The sequence below is a fragment of the Streptomyces sp. NPDC001070 genome (assembly GCF_053598835.1).
The window spans coordinates 17028-41749 of sequence record NZ_JBSFLB010000012.1 but is presented as its reverse complement, the minus strand read 5'-3'; the positions used below and the strand labels follow the sequence as shown (position 1 = coordinate 41749).

At 71.5% G+C, this 24722-nt stretch carries 20 protein-coding genes; 7 read left to right on the top strand and 13 right to left on the bottom strand.

Going from position 1 to position 24722, the window contains the following annotated elements; genetic code table 11:
- The first annotated feature begins 246 nt into the window (after positions 1–246).
- Positions 247–1752 (top strand): peptide MFS transporter, encoded by a 1506-nt coding sequence (locus ACWDAS_RS16525; RefSeq protein WP_450390755.1) that lies wholly within the window; start codon positions 247–249, stop codon positions 1750–1752.
- Between the two features lie 72 nt (positions 1753–1824).
- Here ACWDAS_RS16525 and ACWDAS_RS16520 read toward each other — a convergent pair whose 3' ends face one another.
- The 4 genes from ACWDAS_RS16520 to ACWDAS_RS16505 all read right to left on the bottom strand — a co-directional run bounded on the left by ACWDAS_RS16520 (position 1825) and on the right by ACWDAS_RS16505 (position 5650).
- Positions 1825–2049, bottom strand: a complete 225-nt coding sequence (locus tag ACWDAS_RS16520; RefSeq protein ID WP_450390752.1) for a VOC family protein — start codon at positions 2047–2049, stop codon at positions 1825–1827.
- 436 nt (positions 2050–2485) lie between these two features.
- Positions 2486–3829, bottom strand: a complete 1344-nt coding sequence (locus tag ACWDAS_RS16515) for a UDP-glucose dehydrogenase family protein (protein ID WP_450390750.1) — start codon at positions 3827–3829, stop codon at positions 2486–2488.
- A gap of 212 nt (positions 3830–4041) precedes the next feature.
- On the bottom strand, positions 4042–5268 hold the full coding sequence (locus tag ACWDAS_RS16510) for an LCP family protein (protein WP_450390748.1): 1227 nt from the start codon (positions 5266–5268) through the stop codon (positions 4042–4044).
- Between the two features lie 118 nt (positions 5269–5386).
- Positions 5387–5650 carry a DUF1876 domain-containing protein gene (locus tag ACWDAS_RS16505; RefSeq protein WP_450390745.1) on the bottom strand — a complete coding sequence of 88 codons (264 nt, stop codon included), beginning with the start codon at positions 5648–5650 and terminating at the stop codon, positions 5387–5389.
- A 117-nt stretch (positions 5651–5767) separates the two neighbouring features.
- Here ACWDAS_RS16505 and ACWDAS_RS16500 point away from each other — a divergent pair, with 117 nt between their 5' ends.
- A complete protein-coding gene (locus tag ACWDAS_RS16500; RefSeq protein WP_450390742.1) occupies positions 5768–6310 on the top strand; it encodes an acyl-CoA thioesterase in 543 nt (180 codons plus the stop codon).
- Between the two features lie 67 nt (positions 6311–6377).
- Here ACWDAS_RS16500 and ACWDAS_RS16495 read toward each other — a convergent pair whose 3' ends face one another.
- Entirely contained in the window at positions 6378–7823 is a 1446-nt protein-coding gene (locus ACWDAS_RS16495) for an LCP family protein (RefSeq protein ID WP_450390739.1), read from the bottom strand.
- A gap of 92 nt (positions 7824–7915) precedes the next feature.
- Between ACWDAS_RS16495 and ACWDAS_RS16490 the strand changes: the two genes are divergently transcribed.
- Positions 7916–8950: a glycosyltransferase family 2 protein gene (locus ACWDAS_RS16490; RefSeq protein WP_450390736.1), complete on the top strand. Its 1035-nt coding sequence runs from the start codon at positions 7916–7918 to the stop codon at positions 8948–8950.
- A 16-nt stretch (positions 8951–8966) separates the two neighbouring features.
- Here the strand turns inward: ACWDAS_RS16490 and ACWDAS_RS16485 are convergent, their stop codons facing one another.
- The 5 genes from ACWDAS_RS16485 to ACWDAS_RS16465 form a co-directional block, all read right to left on the bottom strand.
- Positions 8967–10853: an LCP family protein gene (locus ACWDAS_RS16485; protein ID WP_450390734.1), complete on the bottom strand. Its 1887-nt coding sequence runs from the start codon at positions 10851–10853 to the stop codon at positions 8967–8969.
- A gap of 204 nt (positions 10854–11057) precedes the next feature.
- On the bottom strand, positions 11058–12707 hold the full coding sequence (locus tag ACWDAS_RS16480; RefSeq protein ID WP_450390732.1) for an LCP family protein: 1650 nt from the start codon (positions 12705–12707) through the stop codon (positions 11058–11060).
- A gap of 54 nt (positions 12708–12761) precedes the next feature.
- The gene (locus ACWDAS_RS16475; protein WP_450390729.1) at positions 12762–14534 is read right to left on the bottom strand and encodes an LCP family protein; all 1773 of its coding nucleotides are present in this window, start codon (positions 14532–14534) and stop codon (positions 12762–12764) included.
- 120 nt (positions 14535–14654) lie between these two features.
- On the bottom strand, positions 14655–15875 hold the full coding sequence (locus tag ACWDAS_RS16470; protein ID WP_450390726.1) for an LCP family protein: 1221 nt from the start codon (positions 15873–15875) through the stop codon (positions 14655–14657).
- A gap of 163 nt (positions 15876–16038) precedes the next feature.
- On the bottom strand, positions 16039–16791 hold the full coding sequence (locus ACWDAS_RS16465; protein WP_450390723.1) for a TIGR03089 family protein: 753 nt from the start codon (positions 16789–16791) through the stop codon (positions 16039–16041).
- A gap of 155 nt (positions 16792–16946) precedes the next feature.
- Here ACWDAS_RS16465 and ACWDAS_RS16460 point away from each other — a divergent pair, with 155 nt between their 5' ends.
- The 3 genes from ACWDAS_RS16460 (at position 16947) to ACWDAS_RS16450 (ending at position 20628) form a co-directional block, all read left to right on the top strand.
- Entirely contained in the window at positions 16947–18401 is a 1455-nt protein-coding gene (locus tag ACWDAS_RS16460) for a peptidoglycan recognition protein family protein (RefSeq protein ID WP_450390720.1), read from the top strand.
- Between the two features lie 66 nt (positions 18402–18467).
- On the top strand, positions 18468–19550 hold the full coding sequence (locus ACWDAS_RS16455; RefSeq protein WP_450390717.1) for a sugar phosphate nucleotidyltransferase: 1083 nt from the start codon (positions 18468–18470) through the stop codon (positions 19548–19550).
- A gap of 100 nt (positions 19551–19650) precedes the next feature.
- Positions 19651–20628, top strand: a complete 978-nt coding sequence (locus ACWDAS_RS16450) for a DNA-3-methyladenine glycosylase family protein (RefSeq protein ID WP_450390714.1) — start codon at positions 19651–19653, stop codon at positions 20626–20628.
- A gap of 400 nt (positions 20629–21028) precedes the next feature.
- Here the strand turns inward: ACWDAS_RS16450 and ACWDAS_RS16445 are convergent, their stop codons facing one another.
- Genes ACWDAS_RS16445 through ACWDAS_RS16435 form a run of 3 tightly spaced genes read right to left on the bottom strand, consistent with a single transcriptional unit; the run spans position 21029 to position 23836 of the window.
- Positions 21029–22423 (bottom strand): coenzyme F420-0:L-glutamate ligase, encoded by a 1395-nt coding sequence (locus ACWDAS_RS16445; RefSeq protein WP_450390712.1) that lies wholly within the window; start codon positions 22421–22423, stop codon positions 21029–21031.
- On the bottom strand, positions 22330–23301 hold the full coding sequence (gene cofD, locus ACWDAS_RS16440; protein WP_450390710.1) for a 2-phospho-L-lactate transferase: 972 nt from the start codon (positions 23299–23301) through the stop codon (positions 22330–22332). The genes ACWDAS_RS16445 and cofD overlap by 94 nt, the downstream gene beginning before the upstream one ends.
- A 25-nt stretch (positions 23302–23326) precedes the next feature.
- Complete coding sequence (locus ACWDAS_RS16435; RefSeq protein WP_450390707.1) at positions 23327–23836, bottom strand: cysteine dioxygenase; 510 nt, start codon at positions 23834–23836, stop codon at positions 23327–23329.
- Positions 23837–24427: 591 nt separating this feature from the next.
- Between ACWDAS_RS16435 and ACWDAS_RS16430 the strand changes: the two genes are divergently transcribed.
- Positions 24428–24691 (top strand): WhiB family transcriptional regulator, encoded by a 264-nt coding sequence (locus tag ACWDAS_RS16430; protein ID WP_018559705.1) that lies wholly within the window; start codon positions 24428–24430, stop codon positions 24689–24691.
- Positions 24692–24722: the final 31 nt, after the last annotated feature.

The window sequence follows — 24722 nt, the reverse complement described above, 5'->3', positions numbered from 1 at the left end:
CTGCCATAAGGTAACCAAAAGCCCGTAACAGTCACCGGGACCTTTGGCGCGCATCACGCGTCGAAGGACCCTTCTGCGACGGGGCTGGTCCCCACCAGCATTTCAGTCAATGACCTGTCGGCCGGGGCCGCGCCTGTGAAGGCGTCGGTCGTGGATCCCGGTGCGTCCTCGCGCGCGTCGGTGCCGGCCACCCCCACCCGGGCGCGCACCGCTCTCGCAGCGCGTCCCGAGAAGCAAGGAAAGTCCATGGCGTCCAGCCTGACGAAGGACGCCGCTCCGCAGGACACCCCTGCAAACGGCGGCAGCACCTTCCTCGGCCACCCCCGCGGCCTGGCCACTCTTTTCATGACCGAGACGTGGGAGCGTTTCAGCTACTACGGCATGAGGGCGCTGCTCGTCCTCTACCTGACGGCCTCGGTCGCGGACGGCGGCCTCGGCATGAAGGCCGCCACCGCCGGTGCCATCTACAGCGTCTACACCGCCACGGTGTACCTGCTGGCGATGCCGGGCGGCTGGTTCGCGGACCGCCTGTGGGGCCCGCGCCGTACGGTCGCCATCGGCGGCGCGATCATCATGATCGGCCACTTCCTGCTGGCCGTGCCGGTGAAGGCCTCCTTCTTCGTCGGCCTGGTCTTCATCGCCGTGGGCTCCGGCCTGCTGAAGTCCAACATCTCCACGATGGTGGGCCAGCTGTACCCGGACCGGAACGACCCGCGCCGGGACGGCGGCTTCACGATCTTCTACATGGGCATCAACCTCGGTGCCTTCCTCGCCCCGCTGGTCATCGGCACCGTCGGCCAGCAGGTCAACTGGCACCTGGGCTTCGCCCTCGCCGGTGTCGGCATGGCGCTGGGCCTCGCCCAGTTCCTCATCGGCACCAAGAACCTGGCGCCGGTCTCCAGCGTGGTCCCCACGCCGCTGGACGCCGCCGAGCGCGCCGGCCTGATGAAGAAGGCGCTGCTGTGGCTGGTCGCCGCCGTCGTCTTCTACGGCGTGGTCACCTTCACCGGCCACTTCACGATCAACTGGGTGCTGTGGCCGCTCTCCCTGCTGGGCCTGGCGCTGCCGACGTACTACTTCGCGCGCATCCGTCGTGACCAGGAGCTCACCTCGGACGAGAAGACGAAGGTCACCGGCTACATCTGGTTCTTCATCGTGGCCGCCGTGTTCTGGATGATCTACGACCAGTCCGGCTCGACCCTGACGGTCTTCGCTTCCGAGCACACCTCGTCCACGCTGTGGGGCTTCGACTTCCCGGAGAGCTGGTTCCAGTCGCTGAACCCGCTGTTCGTGATGGCCCTGGCCCCGGTCTTCGCCGCCGTGTGGATCAAGCTGGGCCGCAGGAACCCGAGCACGACCGTGAAGTTCGCCCTCGGCCTCGTCGGCATCGGCGCCTCCTTCGTCGTCATGATGCTGGCGCAGGCCGCCGCCTCCGGCGACACCAAGGTCACCCCGCTGTGGCTGACCATGGTCTACCTGATCCAGACCGTCGCCGAGCTGTGCCTGTCCCCGGTGGGCCTGTCCGTCACCACCAAGCTGGCCCCGGCCAAGTACGCCAGCCAGATGATGGGCCTGTGGTTCCTCGCCGTGACGGCGGGCGACTGCGTGGCGGCCATCCTGCAGCTGGTCATCGGCGACGGCTTCCTGTCGGAGACCTCCTTCGCGATCCAGGGCTTCGTGGCGCTCGCCGCGGGCGCGGCCTTCGTGGTCTACCGCAAGCGGGTCATCCGGCTGATGGGCGACGTCCACTGACGTCCCCCCGCCCGGTACAGGGCCGAGGGCCCGGAGCGTCGCGCTCCGGGCCCTCGGGCTTTTTCCCTGCGGTCAGGAGGAGCAGAGGCAGAACGGGTGCCCCGCGGGGTCCGCGAAGACGCGCCAGCCGCGCCAAGAATGCGTGCGTACCGCTCTCGCGGCTAACCGTTCCGGGGGTGCCCGTCGTTTGCGCGCGAGTGCGTTGTGGTTGCGGTGGGGTTTCTCCCCTGCCCTCCCGCCCTCCCCCAGCCTTCGGCCGGGGGTGGCCCCATCTCGGGGCTCGCGGTCTACCCCCACATCGCTCGGCGCCGGGTCCGCTGCTCGTACCTCCCAGCCACCGCCGGGAGGTGCTCCCGGGGGCGCCTGACGGCCGGTGGGGGGGTGGTCCGGGCACGTGCGGCAACCCGGACCGCCTTCTCACCCCACCCACCGGCGGTCAGTCGCCGACGAGAGGGAGGGGCGGGGGAGTTGGGGGGCACCCCCGGCCGGAGGCTGGGGGAGGGTGGATGTTCTGGACGGTGCGGCGTATGTGTGTGCGGCATCCGGGGCGGGAAGTGCAGGTCCCCGTCATGTACGTGAACATGCCAGTCCAGGACGTGCAGCCCCGGAGGCCCCGACCCCGGACCACCACGAACAGCGCGCAAGGCGGCAACTGAACGTGCCGGGACACCCCCACCCCCACCGCAACCACAAACAACCCGCACCGGAAGAACCCGGTACCGCCTTCGGAGGGCTAGGCGTTGGGGCGGCCCATGGCGCGGAACGTCCAGCCCGCGTCGCGCCACACCGCGGGGTCCAGCGCGTTGCGGCCGTCGATGATGTGCCGCCGGCCGGCCACCGCGGCGAGCGCCGCCGGGTCGAGCTCGCGGAACTCGCGCCACTCGGTGAGGTGCAGGACGACCTCGGCCCCGCGGACCGCCTCCAGCGCGCTGGAGGCGTACCCGAGGGTCGGGAAGAGCCGCCGGGCGTTGTCCATCGCCTTGGGGTCGTAGACGGTGACCTGGCCGCCCTGGAGGTGGATCTGCCCGGCGACGTTGAGCGCGGGGGAGTCCCGTACGTCGTCGGAGTCCGGCTTGAACGCGGCGCCCAGCACCGCGATCCGCCTGCCGAGGAAGCCGCTGCCGCCGCAGACCTCGCGGGCGAGCTCCACCATGTGGGCGCGGCGGCGCATGTTGATGGAGTCGACCTCGCGCAGGAAGGTCAGTGCCTGGTCGGCGCCCAGCTCGCCGGCGCGGGCCATGAAGGCGCGGATGTCCTTGGGCAGGCAGCCGCCGCCGAAGCCGATGCCGGCCCGGAGGAACTTCTTGCCGATGCGCTCGTCGTGGCCGATGGCCTCGGCGAGCTTCACCACGTCGCCGCCGGCCGCCTCGCTGACCTCGGCCATGGCGTTGATGAAGGAGATCTTGGTGGCGAGGAAGGCGTTGGCCGCGGTCTTCACCAGTTCCGCCGTCGGGTAGTCCGCGACGACGAAGGGCGTGCCCTCGCCGACGGGCGTCGCGTAGACCTCGCGCAGCAGCTTCTCGGCGTGCTCGGAGGCGACGCCGACCACGATCCGGTCCGGGTGGAGGGTGTCCTCGACCGCGAAGCCCTCGCGCAGGAACTCGGGGTTCCACGCCAGCTCGGCCCGGTCCCCCGCGGGGGCGAGCTCGGCCAGGCGTGCCGCCAGCCGCTCCGCGCTGCCGACCGGCACTGTCGACTTGCCGACGACCAGCGCGGGCCGCTCCAGGTGCGGGGCGAGCAGTTCGAAGGCGCTGTCCACGTAGCTCATGTCGCAGGCGTACTCGCCGTGCTTCTGCGGGGTGTTCACGCAGACGAAGTGGATGTCGCCGAAGGCTGCCACCTCCTCCCAGGAGGTGGTGAAGCGCAGCCGCCCGGTGGAGCCCGGCAGGCCGGCGACGTGGCGGCCCAGCAGTTCCTCCAGGCCCGGCTCGTACATGGGCACGCGGCCCGCGGCCAGGGTCTCGATCTTGCCGGGGTCGATGTCCAGGCCCAGCACCTCGAAGCCCAGCTCGGCCATAGCCGCGGCGTGTGTCGCGCCGAGGTAGCCGGTGCCGATCACGGTGAGCTTGAGCGCCATCTGGAGGGTCCCTCCCAGGTCGTGGCCGGATTGCGCTGCTGAGCATAGTCCCGGGACGCGACCGGCTTCCCCCCGGCCCGCGCGCCTGAGGGGCCCCCGGCGTGGCCAGGGCACGGTCCCACGCGCCACAGTGCCCCTGGGCACACGCGGCGACGACGCAGGGGCCGGCGGGCGCGGTGGAAGCGCCCGCCGGCCCCGGCCGTCCGACAGGGTCAGGAGTTCGGCGCGACGGTGACCTTGTCGTCGTTCTTCAGCTCCGAGACGAGCTGCTTGACCTTCGGCATGTCCCACTTGAGCGAGCTGCCCACCGGGGTGTTGAAGGAGCCCGCGGTCGGCATGTTCATCGAGATGCCGTCACCGCCGGAGACGCTCTTCATCGCCCAGAACATGGACGCCAGGTTCCACAGGCTCATGTCCTTGTCGACGACCAGCGTGTCCAGGCCCGCGCCTATGGTCGGGTAGAGCTTGAAGGGGTTGAGGACCGTGCTGGGCGTGGCCGTCTGGCTCGCCAGCGCGGACAGGAACTTCTGCTGGTTCTTGGTGCGGCCCAGGTCGCCCTCGGCCTCCTGGTAGCGCTGGCGCACGAAGGCCAGGGCCTCGTCGCCGTTGAGGGTCTGCTTGCCCTTCTTGATGTGCAGGCCCGAGTTCTTGTCGTCGATGTTGCGGGGGATGTCCAGCTCGACACCGCCGACCGCGTCGACGAGGTTGGCGAAGCCGGCGAAGCCGATCTCCGCGTAGTGGTCGATGTGCAGGCCCGTGTTGTACTCCACGGTGCGCACCAGCAGCGTGGGCCCGTCTATGGAGTAGGCGGCGTTGAGCTTGTTCTGGCCGCGCGAGGAGAAGGTCTTGCCGGACTCGGAGCCCTTGAACTGGGGGATCGTGACGTAGGAGTCACGGGGGAGCGAGATCAGCGAGTTCCCGTTGTCACCGACGTGCAGGATCATCATCGAGTCGGTGCGCTTGCCCTGGGCGGAGCCGGTGTGCAGCTGCTTCTTCTGGTCGCTGGACAGGCCCTCACGGCTGTCGGAGCCGACGATGAGGTAGTTGGTGCCCTTGCCGGTCTCCGGCCGGTCTATGACCGTGCCGAGGTCCACCTCGCGGCGCACCTTGCCGTCGGCCCAGAAGTACGTGCCCACGCCCCAGGCGAGCACCACGACCACCAGCCCGATCAGGCCGGCCTTGACCCGGCGTGCCCGGTTGACCGGCCGGCCGGTCCGGCCGCCGGTCGAGGGCGGGCCGTAGCCGCCGCCTCCGTAACCGTCGCCGCCGCCCGGTCCGCCGTGACCGGGGGCGCCGCTGCCGTACGCCTGCTGGCGCGGCACACTGCCGGAGCCCGCCGCCGCACGGCGCGGGGACAGCTCGGGGGGCAGCGGCGGCTCGGAGACCTGCTGCTGCCGCTGGTTCCTGTTGTCGGACCAACCGTCGGGCCATGCGTTCATGTACGGCAGTGTGCCCGCTCGACCTGCCGGGCAGTGGCTTCGTGGCGCTTCTGAAGCAGAGCTGATGCAAAGGTCACAGGACCGCCGCCATGCGGTGACCCATTGTGCCCGGGTGCTCTCAGCCGGTGAGATGCGTGGGGGTGTTGGTGTGGGTCTCGATCATTCCTGCGGCCTGTTCCAGCAGTTCGTGCGCCAGGTTGGAGCACGCCCGGGAGGCGGCCACGTCCTCCCCGATGCGCATGTCCGGCTCGTCGTTCGGATTGCGCCGCGAATAGCCGTGCCCCACCACCCCCGGGGCGCCGTCCCCGGTGAGCGCGGCGGTGCAGGCGGTGCGGTTTCCGTCCTCCTCCAGCGACAGCTTGATCGTCCACGTCTTTTCCATGGCGGATCACCTCTTGGACATCGGGACGTCGACCCCTTTCTCAGCATCCGCCCGGCCCCGCCGGCGGGCAAGGTGTACCGGTGCGGGACGGAGCTCCGCAGTGCTTAGGGTGGAGCCATGTTCGAGGAGCCCTCCCCCCACCCCGTGCCGTCCAAGCCCACGTCCGCCTCGCGGATCACGCTGGCGCACATCATGACCCACCACGACACGAATCTGCTGGGCACCGTGCACGGCGGCGTGGTCATGAAACTCGTGGACGACGCGGCGGGCGCCGTCGCGGGACGGCACTCCGAGGGGCCGGCGGTGACCGGCGCCATGGACGAGATGGCCTTCCTGGAACCGGTGCGGGTCGGCGACCTGCTCAAGGTGCAGGCGCAGGTGAACTGGACCGGGCGGAGCTCCATGGAGGTCGGCGTGCGCGTGCTGGCCGAGCGCTGGAACGAGTCCGGCCCGGCTACCCAGGTGGCCAGCGCCTACCTGGTCTTCGTGGCCGTGGACGCCGAGGGCGCGCCGCGTCGGGTGCCCCAGGTCGAGCCCGAGACCGACCGGGACCGGCGCCGGCTGCAGGAGGCGCAGATCCGCCGTACGCACCGGCTGGCCCGCCGCCGGGCGATCATGGAGCTGCGCGAGAAGCGCGCGGCCGAGGGCTTCGACGACTGACCCCGGCCCGGCCCCGGCACCCGCCGGGGCGCCGGGGTCAGTCCGGACGGCCCGGCCCCGCGGCGGGTCAACCGCACAGGATGCGGTCCCCGCGGGTCGGGGCGAGGTCCGCCGGCGGTGGCGCGGGCGGATCGGGCTCGCCGGCCCGCACCGGCGTCACGCCGTCGTAGTCCGCGCCCACGATGACCCGCAGCGTCGGGCCGAGCCCCGCCACCGGCCGCATGTCCGCGTACGGCAGCGCGGTCGCCAGGGCCTCCGCGGACCGGTCCCAGCCCGGGTCGTAGTGGATGACGGTGTACTCCGCGTCGTGCCGGACGGTGTTGCCCGGCGTACCGGTGGTCCGGAAGCCCGCGCGGCGCAGTTCCTTGTCCGCGCGCGCCCCCAGCCCGTTGATCGACGTCCCGTTGTTGACCTGGACGCGGATCGACCCGGGCGGCACCTCGACCTGCTCCGGCTCGGGGGCGGACGGGCTGGGCGTGACCACGGGACCGCCGTCCGGTCCGGTGAGCGGGCGGTCCTCGCGGAGCGCGTCGAACAGCCGCTTGGCGCCCTTGACGTCCCAGCGCAGGGTCGTCCCCACGCCCTGGACACGGAACGGCGTGGAGTCCACCGGCACGGTCGCGAACTCCACCGAGCGCGCCCCGAAACCGCCACGCAGCCCGGTGGCGAGGGCGATCAGGTCGTCGGGCGCGGTCTGCCGGTCCGCGCGCACCGAGCCCAGCGCGGCCTTGGCCACCTGGTCGAGCTTGACGGGGTTCTGCAGCAGCCCGGTGTCGGTGACCCGGTGGACGAGGGCGGCCAGGAAGCGCTGCTGGTTCTGCATCCGCGGGAGGTCGGGGGTGTCCGGGACATGGCCGGAGCGCACGAAGCGCAGGGCCGTGCCGCCGTCCGCGCGGATCGTGCCGGCCGGCAGGTCCAGCCCGGTCGCGGCGTCCCGCAGCGGCCGCGCGGTGCAGATGTCGACGCCGCCGATCTTGTCGACCGTCTTCATGAAGGAGCGGAAGTCGAACTCGGCGTAGTGGTCGATCTTGATCCCGGTGAGCTTCTCGACCGTGCTGACGGCGAGCGCGGGGCCGCCGACCCCCCACGCCCACTTCAGTTTGCCGGGGCGCGGCAGCTCCGCGTACGAGTCCCGGGGCAGGCCGACCACGCTGACCCGCCGGCCGTCCCGCGACAGGTGGGCCAGCATCATGGTGTCGGTGCAGGCACAGGGCTCCCCACCCAGGCGCAGCCCGGTGCGCTGGGCCGCGGTCAGCCCGCGGCGCACATCGGTGCCGACCAGCAGGAAGTTGGTGCCCTTGGTGGGATTGGGCCGGTTCTTCATCCCGGCGAAGGCGTCCACGCGCGCCATGCGGTCGTCCATGTGCCCCAGGACGGCGTGCCCGATCCCGCTCACGGTCAGGATGCCCAGTGAGACGGCGCCGAGGACGCGCATCCCACGGCGCACCGGCGGCCGTTTCCGGGCCCGGCGGGCGGCTGCTGCGGGCTGCTGACGGCGACGAGCGACGGTCATGGAGTCACGCTAAGGAGTCATACCGTCGTACGGGATGAGCCCCGCCCGGCCGCGCGCGCTCGTATCATCCGTTCGCGGTAACGTGTGCGGCTGTGAACGCTGCGACCCCCCACGTGCTGCCCGCCGTCTCCGTGATCATGCCGGTGCTCGACGAGGAGCGGCATCTGCGCAACTCCGTCCGCCACATCCTCGAGCAGGACTACGCGGGCGAGCTCGAGGTCGTCATCGCCCTGGGCCCCTCCACGGACCGCACGGACGAGATCGCGGCCGAGCTGGTGCGCGAGGACCCCCGCGTCCACACGGTGCCCAACCCCACCGGCCGTACCCCTGCCGCCCTGAACGCCGCGATCAAGGCCTCCCGGCACCCGGTCGTGGTGCGGGTCGACGGCCACGGCATGCTCTCCCCGGACTACATCAAGACCGCGGTGCGGCTGCTGGAGGAGACCGGCGCCGCCAACGTCGGCGGCATCATGCACGCCGAGGGCGAGAACGACTGGGAGCGTGCCGTCGCCGCCGCCATGACCTCGAAGATCGGTGTCGGCAACGCGGCCTTCCACACCGGCGGCGCCGCCGCCCCCGCGGACACCGTCTACCTCGGTGTCTTCCGCCGCGAGGTGCTGGAGCAGCAGGGCGGATACAACGAGGAGTTCATCCGCGCCCAGGACTGGGAGCTGAACTACCGCATCCGTGAGGCGGGCGGCCTGATCTGGTTCTCGCCCGAGCTGCGCGTCTCGTACCGCCCGCGCCCGAACGTGCGCGCGCTGGCCAAGCAGTACAAGGACTACGGGCGCTGGCGCCGTGTCGTCACCCGCTACCACCAGGGCTCGGTGAACCTTCGCTACCTCGCCGCCCCGGCCGCGGTCGTGGCCATCGCGGCTGGCGTGGTGGCGGGCGCCGCCCTCACCCCGCTGGGCTTCGTGGTCCCCGGCGGCTACCTCGCCGCCATCGCTCTGGGCTCGCTCCCGGCCGGCAAGGGTCTGCCCGCCAAGGCGCGGCTGCAGATCCCCGTGGCGCTCGCCACGATGCACATGTCGTGGGGCTTCGGCTTCCTGACCAGCCCGCGATCGCTCGCCAAGCGGGTCGTCGCCAGCCGCCGCCCGGCGGTGCGGGCGGCGGCCGACGCGTGATCCCGGTGGTGAACCCCTACCAGCTGTAGTAGGAGTTCACCTTCATGCACGCCGAGTCGTCGGAGGCGTTGAGCGCGCTCGCGCTGTCCAGCACCTCCTTGGTGTCGGAGCTGCTGGCCGCCGGGTAGGTCGTCCCGGCCGTCCAGTCGGCGCCGATCACCAGCGTGATCTGCGAGACGGACGAGGACTTCTTCACCGCGCCGCTCGGCAGCTTCAGCGACTTGGCCACCGCCAGGGCGTCGGCCTTGTCGTCGTCGCTCGCGTACGTGACCGTGCTGCCGGACTGCGACTGCGGGGTGGAGTCGGCCTCGGCCTGGGTGTAGCCCAGGGACTTCAGCTTCTCCGTGACGGCGCTCGCCCGGCCGGCGACGGCGGGCGTCGAGGTGCTGCCGGTGCCGTTCTGGACCGTCACCGGGATCTCCGCGGCGGGCGCGGCCTTGCCGGCGGAGGCGGTGGCCTTGTCCGTCTTCTTCTTCGAGGACTTGCCGTCCACGGCCTGGTCGTTGCGGAGCAGGGTGAAGAGCTTGGTCGCCGCTGGGATCGGCACGACGTGCGCGGCCGGGTTCTGCGGGTCGGCGCCCCACGGCATCGTCGTCATCGTGATGCGGCTGGTGGGGACCTTCTTGAGGTCGTTGCCGAGGTCGTAGAGCTTCTTGACCGTGCCGAGGCCGGTGTCGACGGTCAGCGCCTTGGTGGCGGCCTCCGCGAGGCCCGTCAGCTTGCCCGGGTCGTTGAGCTTCGCACCGGACTTCAGCTGGCGCACCATCGCGTTCATGTACATGTGCTGGGCGTGGGTACGGCCGATGTCGCTGCCGTCCTCGAAGCCGTGCCGGGTGCGGAGCCACTGCAGGGCCTGCTTGCCCTTGATGGTGTGGTCGCCCTTGGTCAGCTTCAGTCCGGACTTGCGGTCCCAGACGTTCGCCTTGACGCAGACCGGGACGCCGCCGACCGCGTCGGCCATGGAGACCACGCCGGCGAAGTCGATCATCATGAAGTGATCGATGGATATGTCGGTGAGCTTCTCCCAGGTGGCCACGGTGCAGCCGGGGCCGCCGTGCTGGAGGCTCGTGTTGATCGTGTCCGTCGTGGTCTCGGGGTAGACGTGACCGTCGTCCGGGTCGGTGCACTTGGGGATGGTGACCCGGGTGTCGCGCGGAATGCTGACCACGGTCATGTTGCTGCGGTCGGCGGAGACGTGCAGCAGCATCTGGACGTCCGCGAGCGGCTTGCGGGTGGCGTCGCCCTTGGCACCGCCGAGTTTCTGGTTCGCCTTGGAGGCACGGCTGTCGGAGCCCAGCAGGAGGATGTTCAGCGGGGTCTGGCCCGCGGCGTTGGCCTTGCTCTTGGCGGCCTGGCTGTCGCCGAGGTTCAGCGCGTCCTTCTTGATGTTCGCGTTGAGGTGCTGGTAGTAGGCGTAGGCGGCACCGGCCGTACCGAGTATCGCCACCGACGTGACGATCGCCACCCAGCGCAATGCGCGCCTTTTGCCCTTTTTTCGGCGGCGGTTGCCGCGGCGTCCGCCGTCGTCGTACGCACCGTCGTCCGCTCCGTCGCCCTGAGTGGCGGTCAGCGTGCCGGTGGACGCCCCGTCGTCCCCGTACCCGAAGTCCCGGCCGTCGTCGCCGTAGGTCCCGCCGTTGTAGCCGGCGGCCTCGTAGTCCGCCGCCTCATAGGGCGCGTACGGCTGCTGCGGCTGGTAACCGCCGCGCTGCGGCTGCTGCGGGGGGTAGCCCCCGCGTTGCGGCTGCTGCGGGATCGGCTGCCGCGGGATCGGCTGATGGGGGTTCGGCTGCTGCGGGATGTACGGCTGACCGTGACCGTCCCTGTACGGAGAGTCGTCCCATCCGGGTTCGTGAGGATCGTAGGGGGCGTTCCGCCCCCCAGGGGCACTGCCGTGGCGCATGTGGGCCCTCCCATGACGCGCTGGTCACTACGGTCACCGATGCGCCGCAGCGCGCGGATCTTGGGTGATTCTCAGCTGTGTGGCTGGCACGGTCCTGTGGGACCGGAACAGCCCTGCTCGCGGATGGTTGGAGGTCACGATACATAAACCCGGACGCCGTCAACGCTTTCGATTCTTATCGGCTGCGTAAAACGATCGTGCGCATTACCCCAAACCGGGATCCCAGCGATATGGCCTGTACACGTCCATGCAGGCTGAATCATTCGATCCGTTCAGGGCCCCGGCGCTCGTGGGCAGCCCGCCGTCGTCCTCACCGGCCCCGCCGAAGACCGTTCCGTCCCGCCAGTCCGCGCCGACAAGCAGTGTGACGGAGCCGACATGTGAGGATTCCTTCACAACCCCGCTCGGCAGCTTCAGGACCTTGGCCACGGCGAGCGCGTCCGAGCGGCCCTGGGCGCCGTCGCCCGCGGGGTAGCTGAGCACGGTGGTCGCGGACGGCTCCGGCGTGGTGCTGGCCGCCGCCCGCCCGAAGCCGGCCCGGGCCAGCACACCGGCCACGGTGCGCGCGCGGCCGTTCACCGGAGTGCCCGTGCTGTCGCCCGCGGTGCCGTTGACGACGCTGACCGGGATGTCGGCGGCGGGCCGGGCGGCAGGCCCGCTCTCGGCCTGCTGCTTCTTCGTCGCCTTCTTCTTGCCGTTGTCGTCGAAGGGCTCGTCGTGGACGAGCCGCGACCACACCTTGGGGGCGGCCACCGGGTCCGGCATGTAGTGCTGGTCGTTCTCGGTGTCCGTGACCGGCGGCATGGTCAGCATCGTGATCCGGTTCGACGGGACGCTCTTGAGCTGCATGCCGAGGTCGTACAGCTTCTTCGGGGTGCCGATCTCCTCCGACACCTGCAGGGCCTTGGTGGCGGCCTCGGCGAGGGCCTGCAGCCGCCCGCCGTCGGTGAAGATGTTCTGCGAGCGCAGCTCGCGCACCATCGAGTTCATGTACATGTGCTGCGCCTTGGCGCGCCCGAGGTCGCTCTCGAAGGCGTGCCGGGTACGCAGCCACTGGAGCGCCTTCTTGCCGGAGATCTTCTGCTTGCCCTTGTCCAGCTTGAGCCCGGAGCCGCCGGGCTGCTGCCGAGTCGGGTGGTCCCAGACGGGCTGCTTGACGCAGACCTCGACCCCGCCGACCGCGTCGGCCATCTTCACCACGCCCGCGAAGTCGATCGTCATCCAGTGGTCGATGTAGACCCCGGTGAGGTTCTGCACGGTGGCCAGCGTGCAGCCGGGACCGCCGCGCGCCAGGCTCTCGTTGATGATCGCGTGCGTGGTGGCGGCGAACGTGCGGCCCGTCTTGGGGTCGGTGCACTTCGGGATCGGCACCCTGGTGTCGCGCGGGATGCTCACCACGGACATGTTGCTGCGGTCGGCGGAGAGGTGCACCAGCATGATCACGTCGGCGCGGGGAGCCTCGCCCTTGGTGTACTTGGCGCCGCCCAGCTTGAGGTTCTCCTCGGAGTTACGGCCGTCGGCGCCCAGCAGCAGGATGTTCAGCGCGTTCGTCGGCGCCTTGGCCACATCGCTCTCGCCGCTGTTTCGCTTCCCTTTGCGGATGTTGTTGCTGAGGTGCTCGTAGTACGCGTAACCGGCCCCCGCCGTGCCGAGTATCAGCACCGCGAGCGTGACCGCGGTCCACCGTACGACCCGGCGTCTGCGCCGCCGCGGGCCGGGGTGCCGGTGCCCGCCGCCGTCCGCCGGGTCCGTGTGCGGGTTCTCCGGCGCGTGCGTGCCCCGCTCCCCGCCCTGCGGGCGGGCATCGTAGAGGCTGTCGTCCCAGCCGAGATCGCGCACACGACTGTCGGTCATAGTGTGATCCCCACCCCTGATACCCCTCTTGGCCCTGTCGCCCCTGCCGGGCCGCTACTTGGCGCAGACGCTCTTGTCGTCCGCCTCGACCTTCTGGATGCCCTCCGGGGCCTTCGTCGGCGCGGTGATCGGTGTGCCGGCCGCGGTGAAGTCCTTGCCGAGGGTGAGCGTCATGTTGGCGCGCGGAGCGGCGTCCTTGGTGCCCTGCTGCAGCGCGGAGGCCGGCAGCCCCATCATCTGGGCCAGCCGGCGTGCCTGGTCGGCCTGGTTGGGGGCGTACTCCAGCGTCGTCTTCCGCGCCTCGGCGGGCGCGTTGCCGCCGTTGGTCGACCGGCTGACCCCCTGGTCGTTCTGCAGCCAGTTGACGGTGTCCTGGGCGGCGCCGAAGACCCCGCTGCCGTTGAACACCTCGACCCGGACGTTGATCGGGTCGGCCTTGGGGCCCTTGAGCTTGGCCGCCTCGGAGGCCTTCTGCTGCTTCTTCACCTCGGTGAGCGAGGTGTCGTTCTTCACCATGGCGAACAACTGCGGCGCCTTGGTCTCGTCCAGCACGACCGTGGTGTGCACCTTCTCGGCCGGGTTGTCTATGACCGGCACCGTCGCGAAGGTGATGTTCTTGGTGTTGACGCGGCTCAGGTCCTTGGCGAGCTCGCTGAGTTTGGTCACACTGCCGATGCCGGTGTCGACGGTGAGCGCCTTCGTCGCGGTGTTCGCCAGCTTGACCAGCTTGGTCGGACTGGTCAGCGTGTCGCCCGACTTCATCTTGCGCACCATCGAACTGAGGAACTGCTGCTGCAGCTGGATGCGGCTGAGGTCGCCGCCGAAGCCGACGCTGTGCCGGGTGCGGACGAAGGCCAGCGCCTGCTCGCCCGCGACGGTGTGCCGCCCCTTGCTCAGCTTCAGGTGCGAGTCCGGGTCGTCGATGTCCTTGGCCAGGCACACCTCGACGCCGCCGACGGCCGTGGACAGGTCCTTCACCGCGTCGAAGTTGGCCATCATGAAGTGGTCCGGGGTGATGCCCGTCAGCGCCTTGACCGTGCGCATCGTGCATCCCGGGTTGCGGCCGTACTGGCCGAGGCTGGTGTTGAAGCGGACGTTGCTCTCACCCGGGATGATCTTCGTGGAGCCGTCGGGCTGCTTCGTCGGGCAGTCCGGGATGTCGGTGATGATGTCGCGGGGGATGCTCAGCGCGGTCGCGTTGGAGCGGTCCTTGGAGACGTGGAAGAGGATCGTGGTGTCCGCGTGGCCGACGTTGGCCGCGTCGCCGTACTTGCCCTTCAGGCCCTGCCGGCTGTCGGTGCCGATGACCAGGATGTTGACCGGGCCGGTTGACGTGGCGTTCTTGGAGCCGATGCCCGGGTCGATCGCGTTGATGTTGCCGTTGAGTTGCCGGTACAGCGCGTAGACGCCGATGCACGCCGCGAGGACGACCAGGCCGAGCGTGCCCGCGGTCCAGATCAGCGCCCGCTTCTTGGCGGACTGCCGGGGCTTGGGCCGGCGCCGGCTGGTGCGCGCCGCCGCCCGTCCGCCGCCGTCCGCCCGGTTGCCGGCCGCCGTCCTGCCGCCCGCCGAGCGGCCGCCGTTCGCGGAGCGACCCGTCCCCGCCCCCGTGGCACGGCCGGTGGCCTCGGCGCCGGCCTGACCCTGCCGGCCGCGGGTGCCGCCCTGCGGCTGGACGCGCTGTGCCCGCCGGCCCGTCCCCTGCGCGGGAACGGCACGCTCCTGCTGCTGAGGGGGGTCCATCCGCAACTGGTAGCTGCCCGTCTCGGGATCGAAAACCCACTGATCCGCCGGGTCGACGTGCTGCCTACGGCCTTGCGTGTCCACGGTCGATCGAGTCCTCCGTCTCGGCCGCTGTATCAGGCCGGATCGCTCACACTAACCCCACAGTTCAGCGTCTACGTCCGTCGCTGACAAATTCCGCTCTCCTACAACTGGACAAACTGTTCAATCCCCACTGCCGCCGCACACATCGCGGTCGGCGGTGGTGCCGCGGTACGAGGGAGAGGCGGTCGCCGACCCCGACGGTGTAGGAGATGCGGGAGTGGCGGTGGAGGTTCCGCCGTGCGTCCCGCGACCGGAACCCGAGTCCTTGCCCGGGTCGGCCTCGACCGTCACCTGCCCGTCCTCGCGCAGCGTCGTGAACAGCTTGTCGGCGGCGGGACGCACCAGTTCGTCACGGTTGGGATCGGCGGTGTAGGGCCGGCGCGGCACGGTCAGGAAGCGCACCTGGTCCGTGGGCGTCTTGCGCAGGCTCCGCGCCAGGTCGTACAGCTCGGCCAGTGAGTCCAGCCCGGCGTCCGCGGTGAGCGAGGAGGTCGCGGCGTCGAGCAGCGGGTAGAGCTTGGTGGGGTTGAGCAGCACCCCCGTGGTGTCGACCTTCTGCACCAGGGAGGCCAGGAACTGCTGCTGCCGGTCCATCCGCTGGGTGTCGCTGCCGTCGCCGATGCCCTTGCGGGCCCGGACGTAGCCGAGGGCGTCCTCGCCGTGCAGCAGTTGGCGGCCCGCATCGAGGTCCAGGTGCGCGTCCTGGTCGTGCACGGCGTGCGGGACGCAGACCTCCACGCCGCCGACCGCGTCGACCATCTTCTTGAAGCCGTTGAAGTCCACCACGAGGTGGTGGTCGACGCGGATCCCGGTCAGCTTCTCCACCGTACGGATCGTGCAGGCGGCGCCGCCGTACTCGAACGCCCAGTTGAACTGGGCGAACTGGGGATTGGTCATGCTGCCGTCGGCGCGCCGGCAGGAGGGGATGTCGACCATCAGGTCGCGCGGCAGGCTGACCGCCGTCGCGCTCTTCCGGTCGGCGGCCAGGTGCAGCAGTATCGCGGTGTCCGAACGCTGGGTTCCGGTGTCCTGGCCGTACTTGCCGTTGCCGTTGCCGCGGTTGTCGGAGCCGAGGAGGAGGATGTTCTCGGCGGTGGTGGCCTCCGGCAGCACCGTGGGCCGCTCGGACTGCACCCGCATCAGCTCCTGGGCCGTGCTCGTGTCCGTGCGGATGTTCCCGTCGAGCTGCTTGTACAGGTACCAGGAGATCCCGGCGCCGGTCAGCAGCGCCAGGGAGATGACGACTGCCAGGACGCGCAGCCAGGTGCGGCGGCGCCTCCTCGGCGGGACCGCACCGGGAGGGAGGTCCTCGGCTTCCGGCGAATCGGCTGGCGTGGTCACGTCCGGTCCCGTCCTTCAGGTGCCGCTTGCTGATCAGGTCACCTATAAAGACCGTTCAATCCCGCCCTCGGTTGTGCGGAGTTGTTGAAATCCGCCCGTCGCCGTGGGACACCGCGCCGTACGCCGGGGCCGGCCCACCGTGGCCCCGGCACGCGGCACACCCTTAGGCCACGTGGGTCACGCGTTCGCTTTCCCGTCGTCTGCCCAGGTCGGCGGCGGGCAGCCGGTCCAGGTGACGGCAGAGCACCACGGAGGCGTCCGCGGCCAGGGGCGCCAGCAGACCGGCGGCGAGCCCGTCCCAGTCCCCGTAGGACCGGCCCGAGAGCAGCCGCGTCCCCGCCGTCAGCCCGAGGGCTCCCGCGGAGGCGCGGGCCCGCTCGACCACCTCGGCGCCGGACAGCTCCTCCCCGCCCGGCAGCTCCAGCGCGGGCGCGTCCGGGTCCACCGGCGCGTACGGGGCGAAGCGGTCGCCCTGCGTCGGCACCTCGACCGCGTAGTCGAGGAAGCCCTCCGGCGGCTGCGGGAAGCGGCCGCCCAGCGGGCGCAGCGCCAGCGCGATCCGCTCGCCGGAACAGGCGCGGGCCTCATCCAGCGTGTCCGGGCCGGAGACCACGAGATCGGCGCCGGCCGGGTCGCCGCCGGGCACCGCGACCACCCCGGTGGAGAAGCAGGCGAGCAGCCATACCGCGGTCTGCCAGTGCGCGGGCAGCAGCAGGGCCGCGCGGTCACCCGGCTGGGCGCCCAGTTCGTCCTGGATGAGGTTGGCGGTCTTGGCCACCCAGTTGCCGAAGGTGGCCACCGACAGTTCGACGCGTTCGCCGGTGGCGTCGTCGTAGAAGGTGACCAGGGGGCGGGCGGGATCCGCCGCGAGCGCGGAACGCAGCAGGTCGGCGGGCGTACGGGCAGTCGATGTCACGCGGCCCAGGCTACGTCAGGCGGCCGCGCGGCGGGCGCGGCTGAGGGACCGGCAGAAGGGGACAGCCCGTCAGATCCCGGCTGCGGGTTCTGGGGCCTTATGTAACTGTTTTTCCCATGCGTGCACTTCTTGCGACTTCGATCACCGCGGCGTGCATGGCTGCCCTCGCCCTGCCGCTCGCGCTTCCCCCCGGCGCCACCGCCACCATCCACACGCCGGCGCGGGCCGCCGCCTCCGACACCCCCGCCGGTGCCACCCACACCCTCCTGCTGGCCCCGCTCGCCCCCTCCGGGCGGGCCATCGGCTCGCCACTCGCCCAGGGACTGCCCGCCCGGACCGTGCAGCCCTTCTCCCTGATCGGCGTCACCTGGGACGACGTCGGCGCCGACCTCCAGGGCGACGTCCAGGTCCGGACCCGCGCCATCGGCACCGGTACCTGGTCCGACTGGCGCACCGTCGAGGCGCACAGCGACGACGCCCCCGACGCCGGCTCGTCCGAGGGCTCGGCCTCCGGCGTGCGCGGCTCGACCGCCCCGCTGTGGGTCGGCCGCTCCGACGGCGTGGAGGTGCGGGTCGTCCCCGAAGCGCCGTCCGGCAGGCGCGGGCCGCTGCCCGCCCTGCCCAAGGGGCTGCGCCTGGAGATGGTCGACCCCGGTGACGATCCCGGCGACGACCCGGGCAACGGCACGCAGGAAGGCGCCGACAGCCCCGAGTCGTCCGGACCGCAGGGCGGGGGACCGGACGGCGACGGCGCAGGCGACCCCGGCAACGACGGCTCCGTCATGGGCGACTCCTCCGAGGACACGGACCCCTCCGACGGTACGGACCCCTTCGACGGGGTCGACCCGCTCGAAGGGGGCGACCCGGCCGGCGGCGGAAACCCGGCGGACGGCACGACTTCCGACACGACCGACGACACCTCCGACACCTCGGGCACCGGCGTCGAGGCCCCCGTCGTCCCCGCGCTCAGCCGGTCCGAGACCGAGGCCCTCACCGGGCAGCGCCTCACCGGCGCGCGGCCCCGCATCATCACCCGGGTCGGCTGGGGCGCCGACGAGCAAATGCGTGGCGGCGACTCGGATTTCACCGACGACATCAGCGCGATCTTCGTCCACCACACCGCCACCGGCAACGACTACGACTGTGCCGACTCCCCCTCGGTCATCCGCGGTATCTACCGCTACCACGTCAAGAGCAGCGGCTGGCGCGACATCGGCTACAACTTCCTCGTCGACAAGTGCGGGAACATCTACGAAGGCCGCAGCGGCGGGGTCTCGAAGGCCGTCTTCGGCGCGCACACCCTCGGCTTCAACGAACACACCATGGGCATCGCCGTGCTGGGCAACTTCTCCGAGGAGGCGCCCACTCGTGAGGCGCTGTCGGCCGTCGCCCGGCTCGCCGCGTGGAAACTCGGAATTTACGGCCGGAATCCGGAGGGCATGACATATCTGGTGTCCGCGGGGAGCAACAAGTACAAGAAGGGGGAGCGGGTCCGAATGAACACCATCTCCGGTCACCGGGACGGATTCGCCACCGAATGCCCGGGAACGGAGCTTTACGACGATCTCGGTATCATCCGCCGCACCGCGGCGGGGCTCCAGGGCCGGTGATCGCACGCTGCGTAGGATTGGCCGCTCATACGTTCGGCCCCCGCCAGAAAGCGGAGACAAAAACAGGTGACTGAAGCGATCCTCTTGGTCGGCGGCAAGGGCACCCGGTTGCGCCCCCTGACGGTGCACACACCCAAGCCGATGGTCCCCGCGGCCGGCGTGCCGTTTCTGACCCACCAACTGGCCCGGGCGCGCGCGGCGGGCGTCGAGCACATCGTGCTCGCCACCTCCTACCTGGCCGAGGTCTTCGAGCCGCACTTCGGCGACGGCTCCGCCCTCGGGCTGCGCCTGGAGTACGTCACCGAGGACGAGCCGCTCGGCACCGGCGGCGCCATCCGCAACGTCGCCGACCGTCTGGACTCCGCGCCCGGCGACCCGGTGCTCATCTTCAACGGCGACATCCTCACCGGCCTCGACATCGCGGGCCTCGTCGCCACCCACCGCGACTCCGGCGCCGACGTCTCCCTGCACCTGACCCGTGTCGAGGACCCGCGCGCCTTCGGGCTCGTGCCGACAAACGCCGCCGGCCGCGTCACCGCGTTCCTGGAGAAGCCGGAGACCCCCGAGGAGATCGTCACCGACCAGATCAACGCGGGCGCCTACGTCTTCAACCGCTCCGTCATCGACTCCATCCCCACCGGACGCCCGGTCTCCGTCGAGCGCGAGACCTTCCCCGGCCTGCTGGCCGACGGCGCGCACCTGCAGGGCATGGTCGACTCCACCTACTGGCTCGACCTCGGCACCCCGCACGCCTTCGTCCGCGGCTCCGCCGACCTCGTCCTCGGCCGCGCGCCCTCCCCGGCCGTCCCCGGCCGGTGCGGCGAGCGCCTCGTCCTGGAGGGCGCCCGCGTCGCCGACGACGCCAAGCTCACCGGCGGCACCGCCGTCTCCGCGGGCGCCGTCATCGGCTCCGGCGCGGTGGTCGAGGGCAGCACCGTCCTCGCGGGCGCGGTCGTCCACCCGGGCGCGATCGTCACCGACTCCCTGGTCGGCGCGGGCGCGGTCATCGGCGAGCGCACCGTCGTCAACGGCGCCGTCATCGGGGACTCCGCGCGGATCGGGGCCGACAACGAACTGCGGTACGGGGTGCGCATCTGGTGCGGCGCGGTCATCCCGGACGGCTCGGTCCGCTTCTCGTCCGACCAGTAGCCGTCCCCTCCCGACGGACCCGCGGCCGGTGGGCGGGCGCACCACCGCCCACCGGCAGGAAACCCGGAGCGCCGCACGGCCCACCCCGTAGGCTCGGAGGGTGCACCCCGAGCAGACCCGACTCCTCCGCGACGCGAACGGCCGCGTCCCCGGTCCCCGCACACCGGGCCGGACCCGGCGCTGGACCCCGCGCGGCCCGCTGGACCTCGGCCTCACGCTCGGCCCTCTGCGCCGCGGCCCCGGCGACCCCGCCTTCCGCGTGGGCGCCGACCGCGCGATCTACCGCGCCTCGCGCACACCGGAGGGCCCCGGCACCCTGAGGATCGCCCGCCCCTCTGGCGGCGAGATCGAGGCCGAGGCCTGGGGCCCCGGCGCCGACTGGCTCCTCGACCGCCTCCCCGGCCTGCTCGGCGACGCCGACGAGCCCGCCGCCTTCACCGCCCGGCACCGCATCGTCCACGAGGCCCACCGCCGCAACCCCGGCCTGCGGCTGACCCGTACCGGCCTGGTCATGGAATCCCTCGTCCCGGCGATCCTCGAGCAGAAGGTCACATCCGACGAGGCCTACCGCTCCTGGCGCGTCCTGCTGTGGCGCTTCGGCGAACCCGCCCCGGGCCCCGGCGAGGACCTGCGTATGCGGGTCATGCCCGACGCCCGCGGCTGGGCCATGATCCCCTCCTGGGAGTGGCACCGCGCCAACGTCGACGGCAAGCGCTCCGCCGCCGCGGTCCGCGCCGCCCGCGCCGCCGCCCGTATGGAACAGGCGACCGCCCTCGACCCCGCCGACGCCTTCGCCCGCCTCCAGGCCATCCCGGGCATCGGCCCCTGGACCGCGGCGGAGACCCTGCAGCGCAGCAACGGCGACCCCGACGCCGTCACCGTCGGCGACCTCCACCTGCCGCACACCATCGGCTACGCCCTCACCGGCGCCCACCGCTGCGACGACGCGACGATGCTCGAACTCCTCGAGCCCTACGCCGGCCAGCGCCACCGCGCCGCCCGCCTGATCCTCCTGACCGGCCGTCGTCCCCCGCGCCGCGCCCCGCGCATGGCCCCGGGGAACATCGTGCCCCTGTAGGGAACTTCCGGCACACTTGCGAACACAGGGGCTGTCTCAGGAAAGGCGTGTCCTTGTGCTCGGCGGGGTGACGACTTCGAACACCGCTCTCGCCGCGGTACTCGACCGCCGTGAGCCGGACCGGGACGGGGAGCGATTAATCGCCGCCCTCATCGACTTCCGTGTCTTCGTCCCCGTGAAGGACAACGGCTCGGTGCTCCTCATCGGCTGGGAGAGCACCACCGGCCCGCCCTGCCGGACTGCGTCAGCGAGGAGTGCTGCCGGCGGCACCTCCCCGATGCGGCCGCCGCCGTCCACTGCGACATCATGCGGCCACAGGACATCGTCCACCACACGAAGGCCGTCACGCCGGCCGTCGGGCACTGCCGCCGGCGGACGCGCAGGCGGGCCGAACGGCGCGTCAGCGCACCTCGATGAACGCCTCCGCGCCGCGCCCCGGCCGCTCCTTCGGCGGCGCGGCCGCACGCCCGATCGCGACCGCCCCCATCGGGTCCCAGTCCTCGGGCAGTTCCAGCACCTCGCGCACCACGTCGCGGCAGAACATCGTGGACGACACCCATGCCGACCCCAACTGCTCGCCGGCCAGCGCCACCAGGAAGTTCTCCACGGCCGCGCCCATCGCGACCACGAACATCTCGCGTTCCGCCGCCGACCGCCGCGCGTCGGGGTAGTCGTGCGCCCCGTCCGCGACCAGGCACGGCACCACCAGATACGGCGCCCGGCGCAGGACGTCACCGCGCCGCACGCGCTTGGCGACGGACTCCTCGCTGCGGCCGTCGCGGCGCAGGTCCTCGACCCACGCGTCGCGCATCGCGTCCAGCAGCCGCACCCGGGCGGCCTCCGTCTCCAGCAGCACGAAGCGCCACGGCGTCGTGTGGTGCGGGGCCGGGGCGGTGACCGCCAGGGCCACGGCGCGCCGCACGGCCGCTCCGTCGACGGGCTCGGCAGTGAAGTCGCGGATCGTGCGCCGCAGGGAGACGGCCTCGCGGACGGCCTCCGAAGTGCCCAGCCGGAACATGTCGTTGGCGGCGGGGCGGACGAGCGCCCGGGCGCCGCCGCCGTCCTCCTGCGCGGGCAGCACCAGGCGGTCCAGGCCCCGGACGACCGCGACGGGCGACCCCGTCGACTTGCCCTTCACCAGGTCGCCGGCCGCGGCGAGCTCGTCGGCCAACGCCGTGACCGTCACGGCCAGTTCGTTGCCGTGGGAGTCCGTCGCGCCCCGAAGGTCGTCCAGCACGCGCAGTCCGGCCGCGCCGATGGCGACGTCGGTCAGGCCCTCGCGCCAGGGCCGCCCGAAGGTGTCGGTGACGACCACGCCGACGTTGACGCCCAGCGCGTCCCGCAGCCCCGTGCGGATCGCGCGGGCGGAGGCGTCCGGGTCCTCGGGCAGCAGCAGCACCGTGCCGGCCGGCGTGTTGGAGGCGTCGACCCCGGCCGCGGCCATGACGAAGCCGTGCCGGGTCTCCACGATCCGGGTCGGGCCGCGCCGCGCGACCAGCCGGACCGTCTCGGCGTCGATGGCGGCCTCGCGGTCGGCGGCGCGCACGACGCGCCCCTCCGCCTTGCTGACGATCTTCGACGTGACCACGAGGACGTCGCCGTCCGCGAGATCCGCCGCGCTCGCCGCGACGAGCTTCGCGAGATCCGCGCCGGGTTCGACCTCGGGTATCCCGGTGACCGCCCACACGCGGTAGGAGACGGTCACGCGCGCACCTCCCCGGCGAGCGTCAGCGCCTCGCGGGCCATCGCGGCCGTCGCGTCGAGGTCCGTCATCATCAGCGGCACGGCCCGGCATCGGATGCCCGCCGCCTCGACCTCCGCCACCGCTCCGGCGTCGACCGTGTCGACGAGCCAGCCGTCCAGCAGCCCGGAGCCGTAGTGCGCGGCGACCGCCGCCGCCGTGGACTCCACGCCGACCGCCGCCAGCACCTTGTCGGCCATGCCCCGCACCGGGGCGTCGCCGACGATGGGGGAGAGGCCCACCACGGGCACGCCCGCCTCGGCGATGGCCTCCCGGATGCCGGGGACGGCGAGGATCGTGCCGACCGACACCACGGGGTTCGACGGCGGGAAGAGGATGACGTCCGCCTCGGCGATCGCCTCCAGCACGCCGGGCGCGGGCTTGGCGCCCTCCGCGCCGACGGGCAGCACCGCGTACGCCGGTACGGAGGCCCGCAGCCGCACCCAGTACTCCTGGAAGTGGACCGCCTTGCGCCCGCCGCCGGGGGCCGTGTCCGGGTCGTCGATGACGACGTGCGTCTCGATCCGGTCGTCGGTCATCGGGATCAGCCGTACGCCCGGCTTCCAGCGCGCGCACAGCGCCTCGGTGACGGCGCTGAGCGGATATCCCGCGCCGATCATCTGGGTGCGCACGATGTGGGTCGCGAAGTCGCGGTCGCCGAGGCCGAACCACTCGGGCCCGACGCCGTAGGCGGCCAGCTCCTCCTTGACCGTGAAGGTCTCGCCGGCGCGGCCCCAGCCCTGCTCCTCGTGGATCCCGCCGCCGAGGGTGTACATGACGGTGTCGAGGTCGGGACAGACCTTGAGGCCGAACAGGTGGATGTCGTCGCCGGTGTTGCCGATGACGGTGATGTCCGCCTCCGGTGCCGCCGCCTTCAGGCCGCGCAGGAAACGGGCTCCCCCGATGCCGCCGGCCAGTACCACGATTCGCATGCGGACAGTCTGTCAGCCCGCCGCGTCAGCCGGTGAACGTCCCCTCGGTCACGGCCCGCCCGGAGGTGCAGGCGTACGGGGTCATCTCCGTCAGGCCCGGGAAGTAGACGTGCAGGCTGACCGCGCCTTCGAGGGAGTCGTTGACCACCTCGTGGACGTAACCGGGGGCGAACACCCGCTGGTGGCCCGGCAGGAGTGAACGGCGGGTCTCGCCGTTGCCGCCCAGGGCGCGCTCGGTCAGCGCGCCCTCCAGCACGGTCAGCACGCCCGAGGAGCGGCCGTGGTCGTGCAGCCCGCTGCCCTGGCCGGGCACCCAGCTGAGCAGCCAGACCTCGTACCCGGGTCCGGTCTCCAGGCGGTCGTACCAGCGGGTGGTGGCGTCATAGCGGACGCGCGGCGACCAACTGCCCAGGTCGGCCGCGATCTTGCGGGCCAGTCCGGCGAATTCCGCGACGGTGACGGGGTAGGCGGGAGCGGGCGGAAGGAGGTGGGGGATGGCGAGAGGGTCGCCGGCGATCGAGACGTCGCTGTTCATGGGTGCGGGAGTTCCTACGGGAAGTGAGGAGCGTCAGGCATGCGCATGAGGCTGTGCGAGCTGGGAGAAGTCCTTCAGCGGCAACAGCTGGAACAGCGACAGTGAGCTTCCACGGCACGACGGAACTCGCCGAGGCGGCGGGTCCGGGAGGGCGCGTGGGTCACTGGCATGCGCCCTAGCACACCGGGTCCCGTGCGCGCCTGTCAACTTGATGTCGGGTTTGTCGTAAATCTTTCACCTGATCCGGCTATTCGGCATGGTGAAAGGTTTGTGTGTAGAAGACCCAGGAAAAGTGCCGACGCAACCGCACGGGTACGCAGGAACGTCTCCTCGTGAAACGTCGTTGTGTTTTCGTGATCGCATCGTGATCGCCGCCCCCAAGGGGCGTCGACCGCGGTTGACGTATGTGGACGTTTGGGCTGATTTGAACACTTTCTGTCAGACCTTGGTTCCGCAGGGTGAATAACGGGCCCAATAGCAGATCTCGGCTTGACTGGCCCGTATCGGCACACTTGTAATTTCACTCGTGTCGTTCGACCGTCGCAGGTAACGGCAACACCACGGGGACGCGAAAACAGACGAGGGGCGCGCATGACCGAGCTGTTCCAGCTGTTGCTGGCCGAAGAGGCCGACGAAGAGCTCGGGTGGCAGGAGCGCGCGCTGTGCGCGCAGACCGATCCCGAGTCCTTCTTCCCCGAGAAGGGCGGCTCCACCCGCGAGGCCAAGAAGGTCTGCCTCGCCTGCGAGGTCCGTTCCGACTGCCTGGACTACGCCCTCGCCAACGACGAGCGCTTCGGCATCTGGGGCGGTCTGTCCGAGCGCGAGCGCCGCCGCCTGAAGAAGGGCGTCGTCTAGGACCCGCCCCCGGTCGGCGTCCGTCACATCG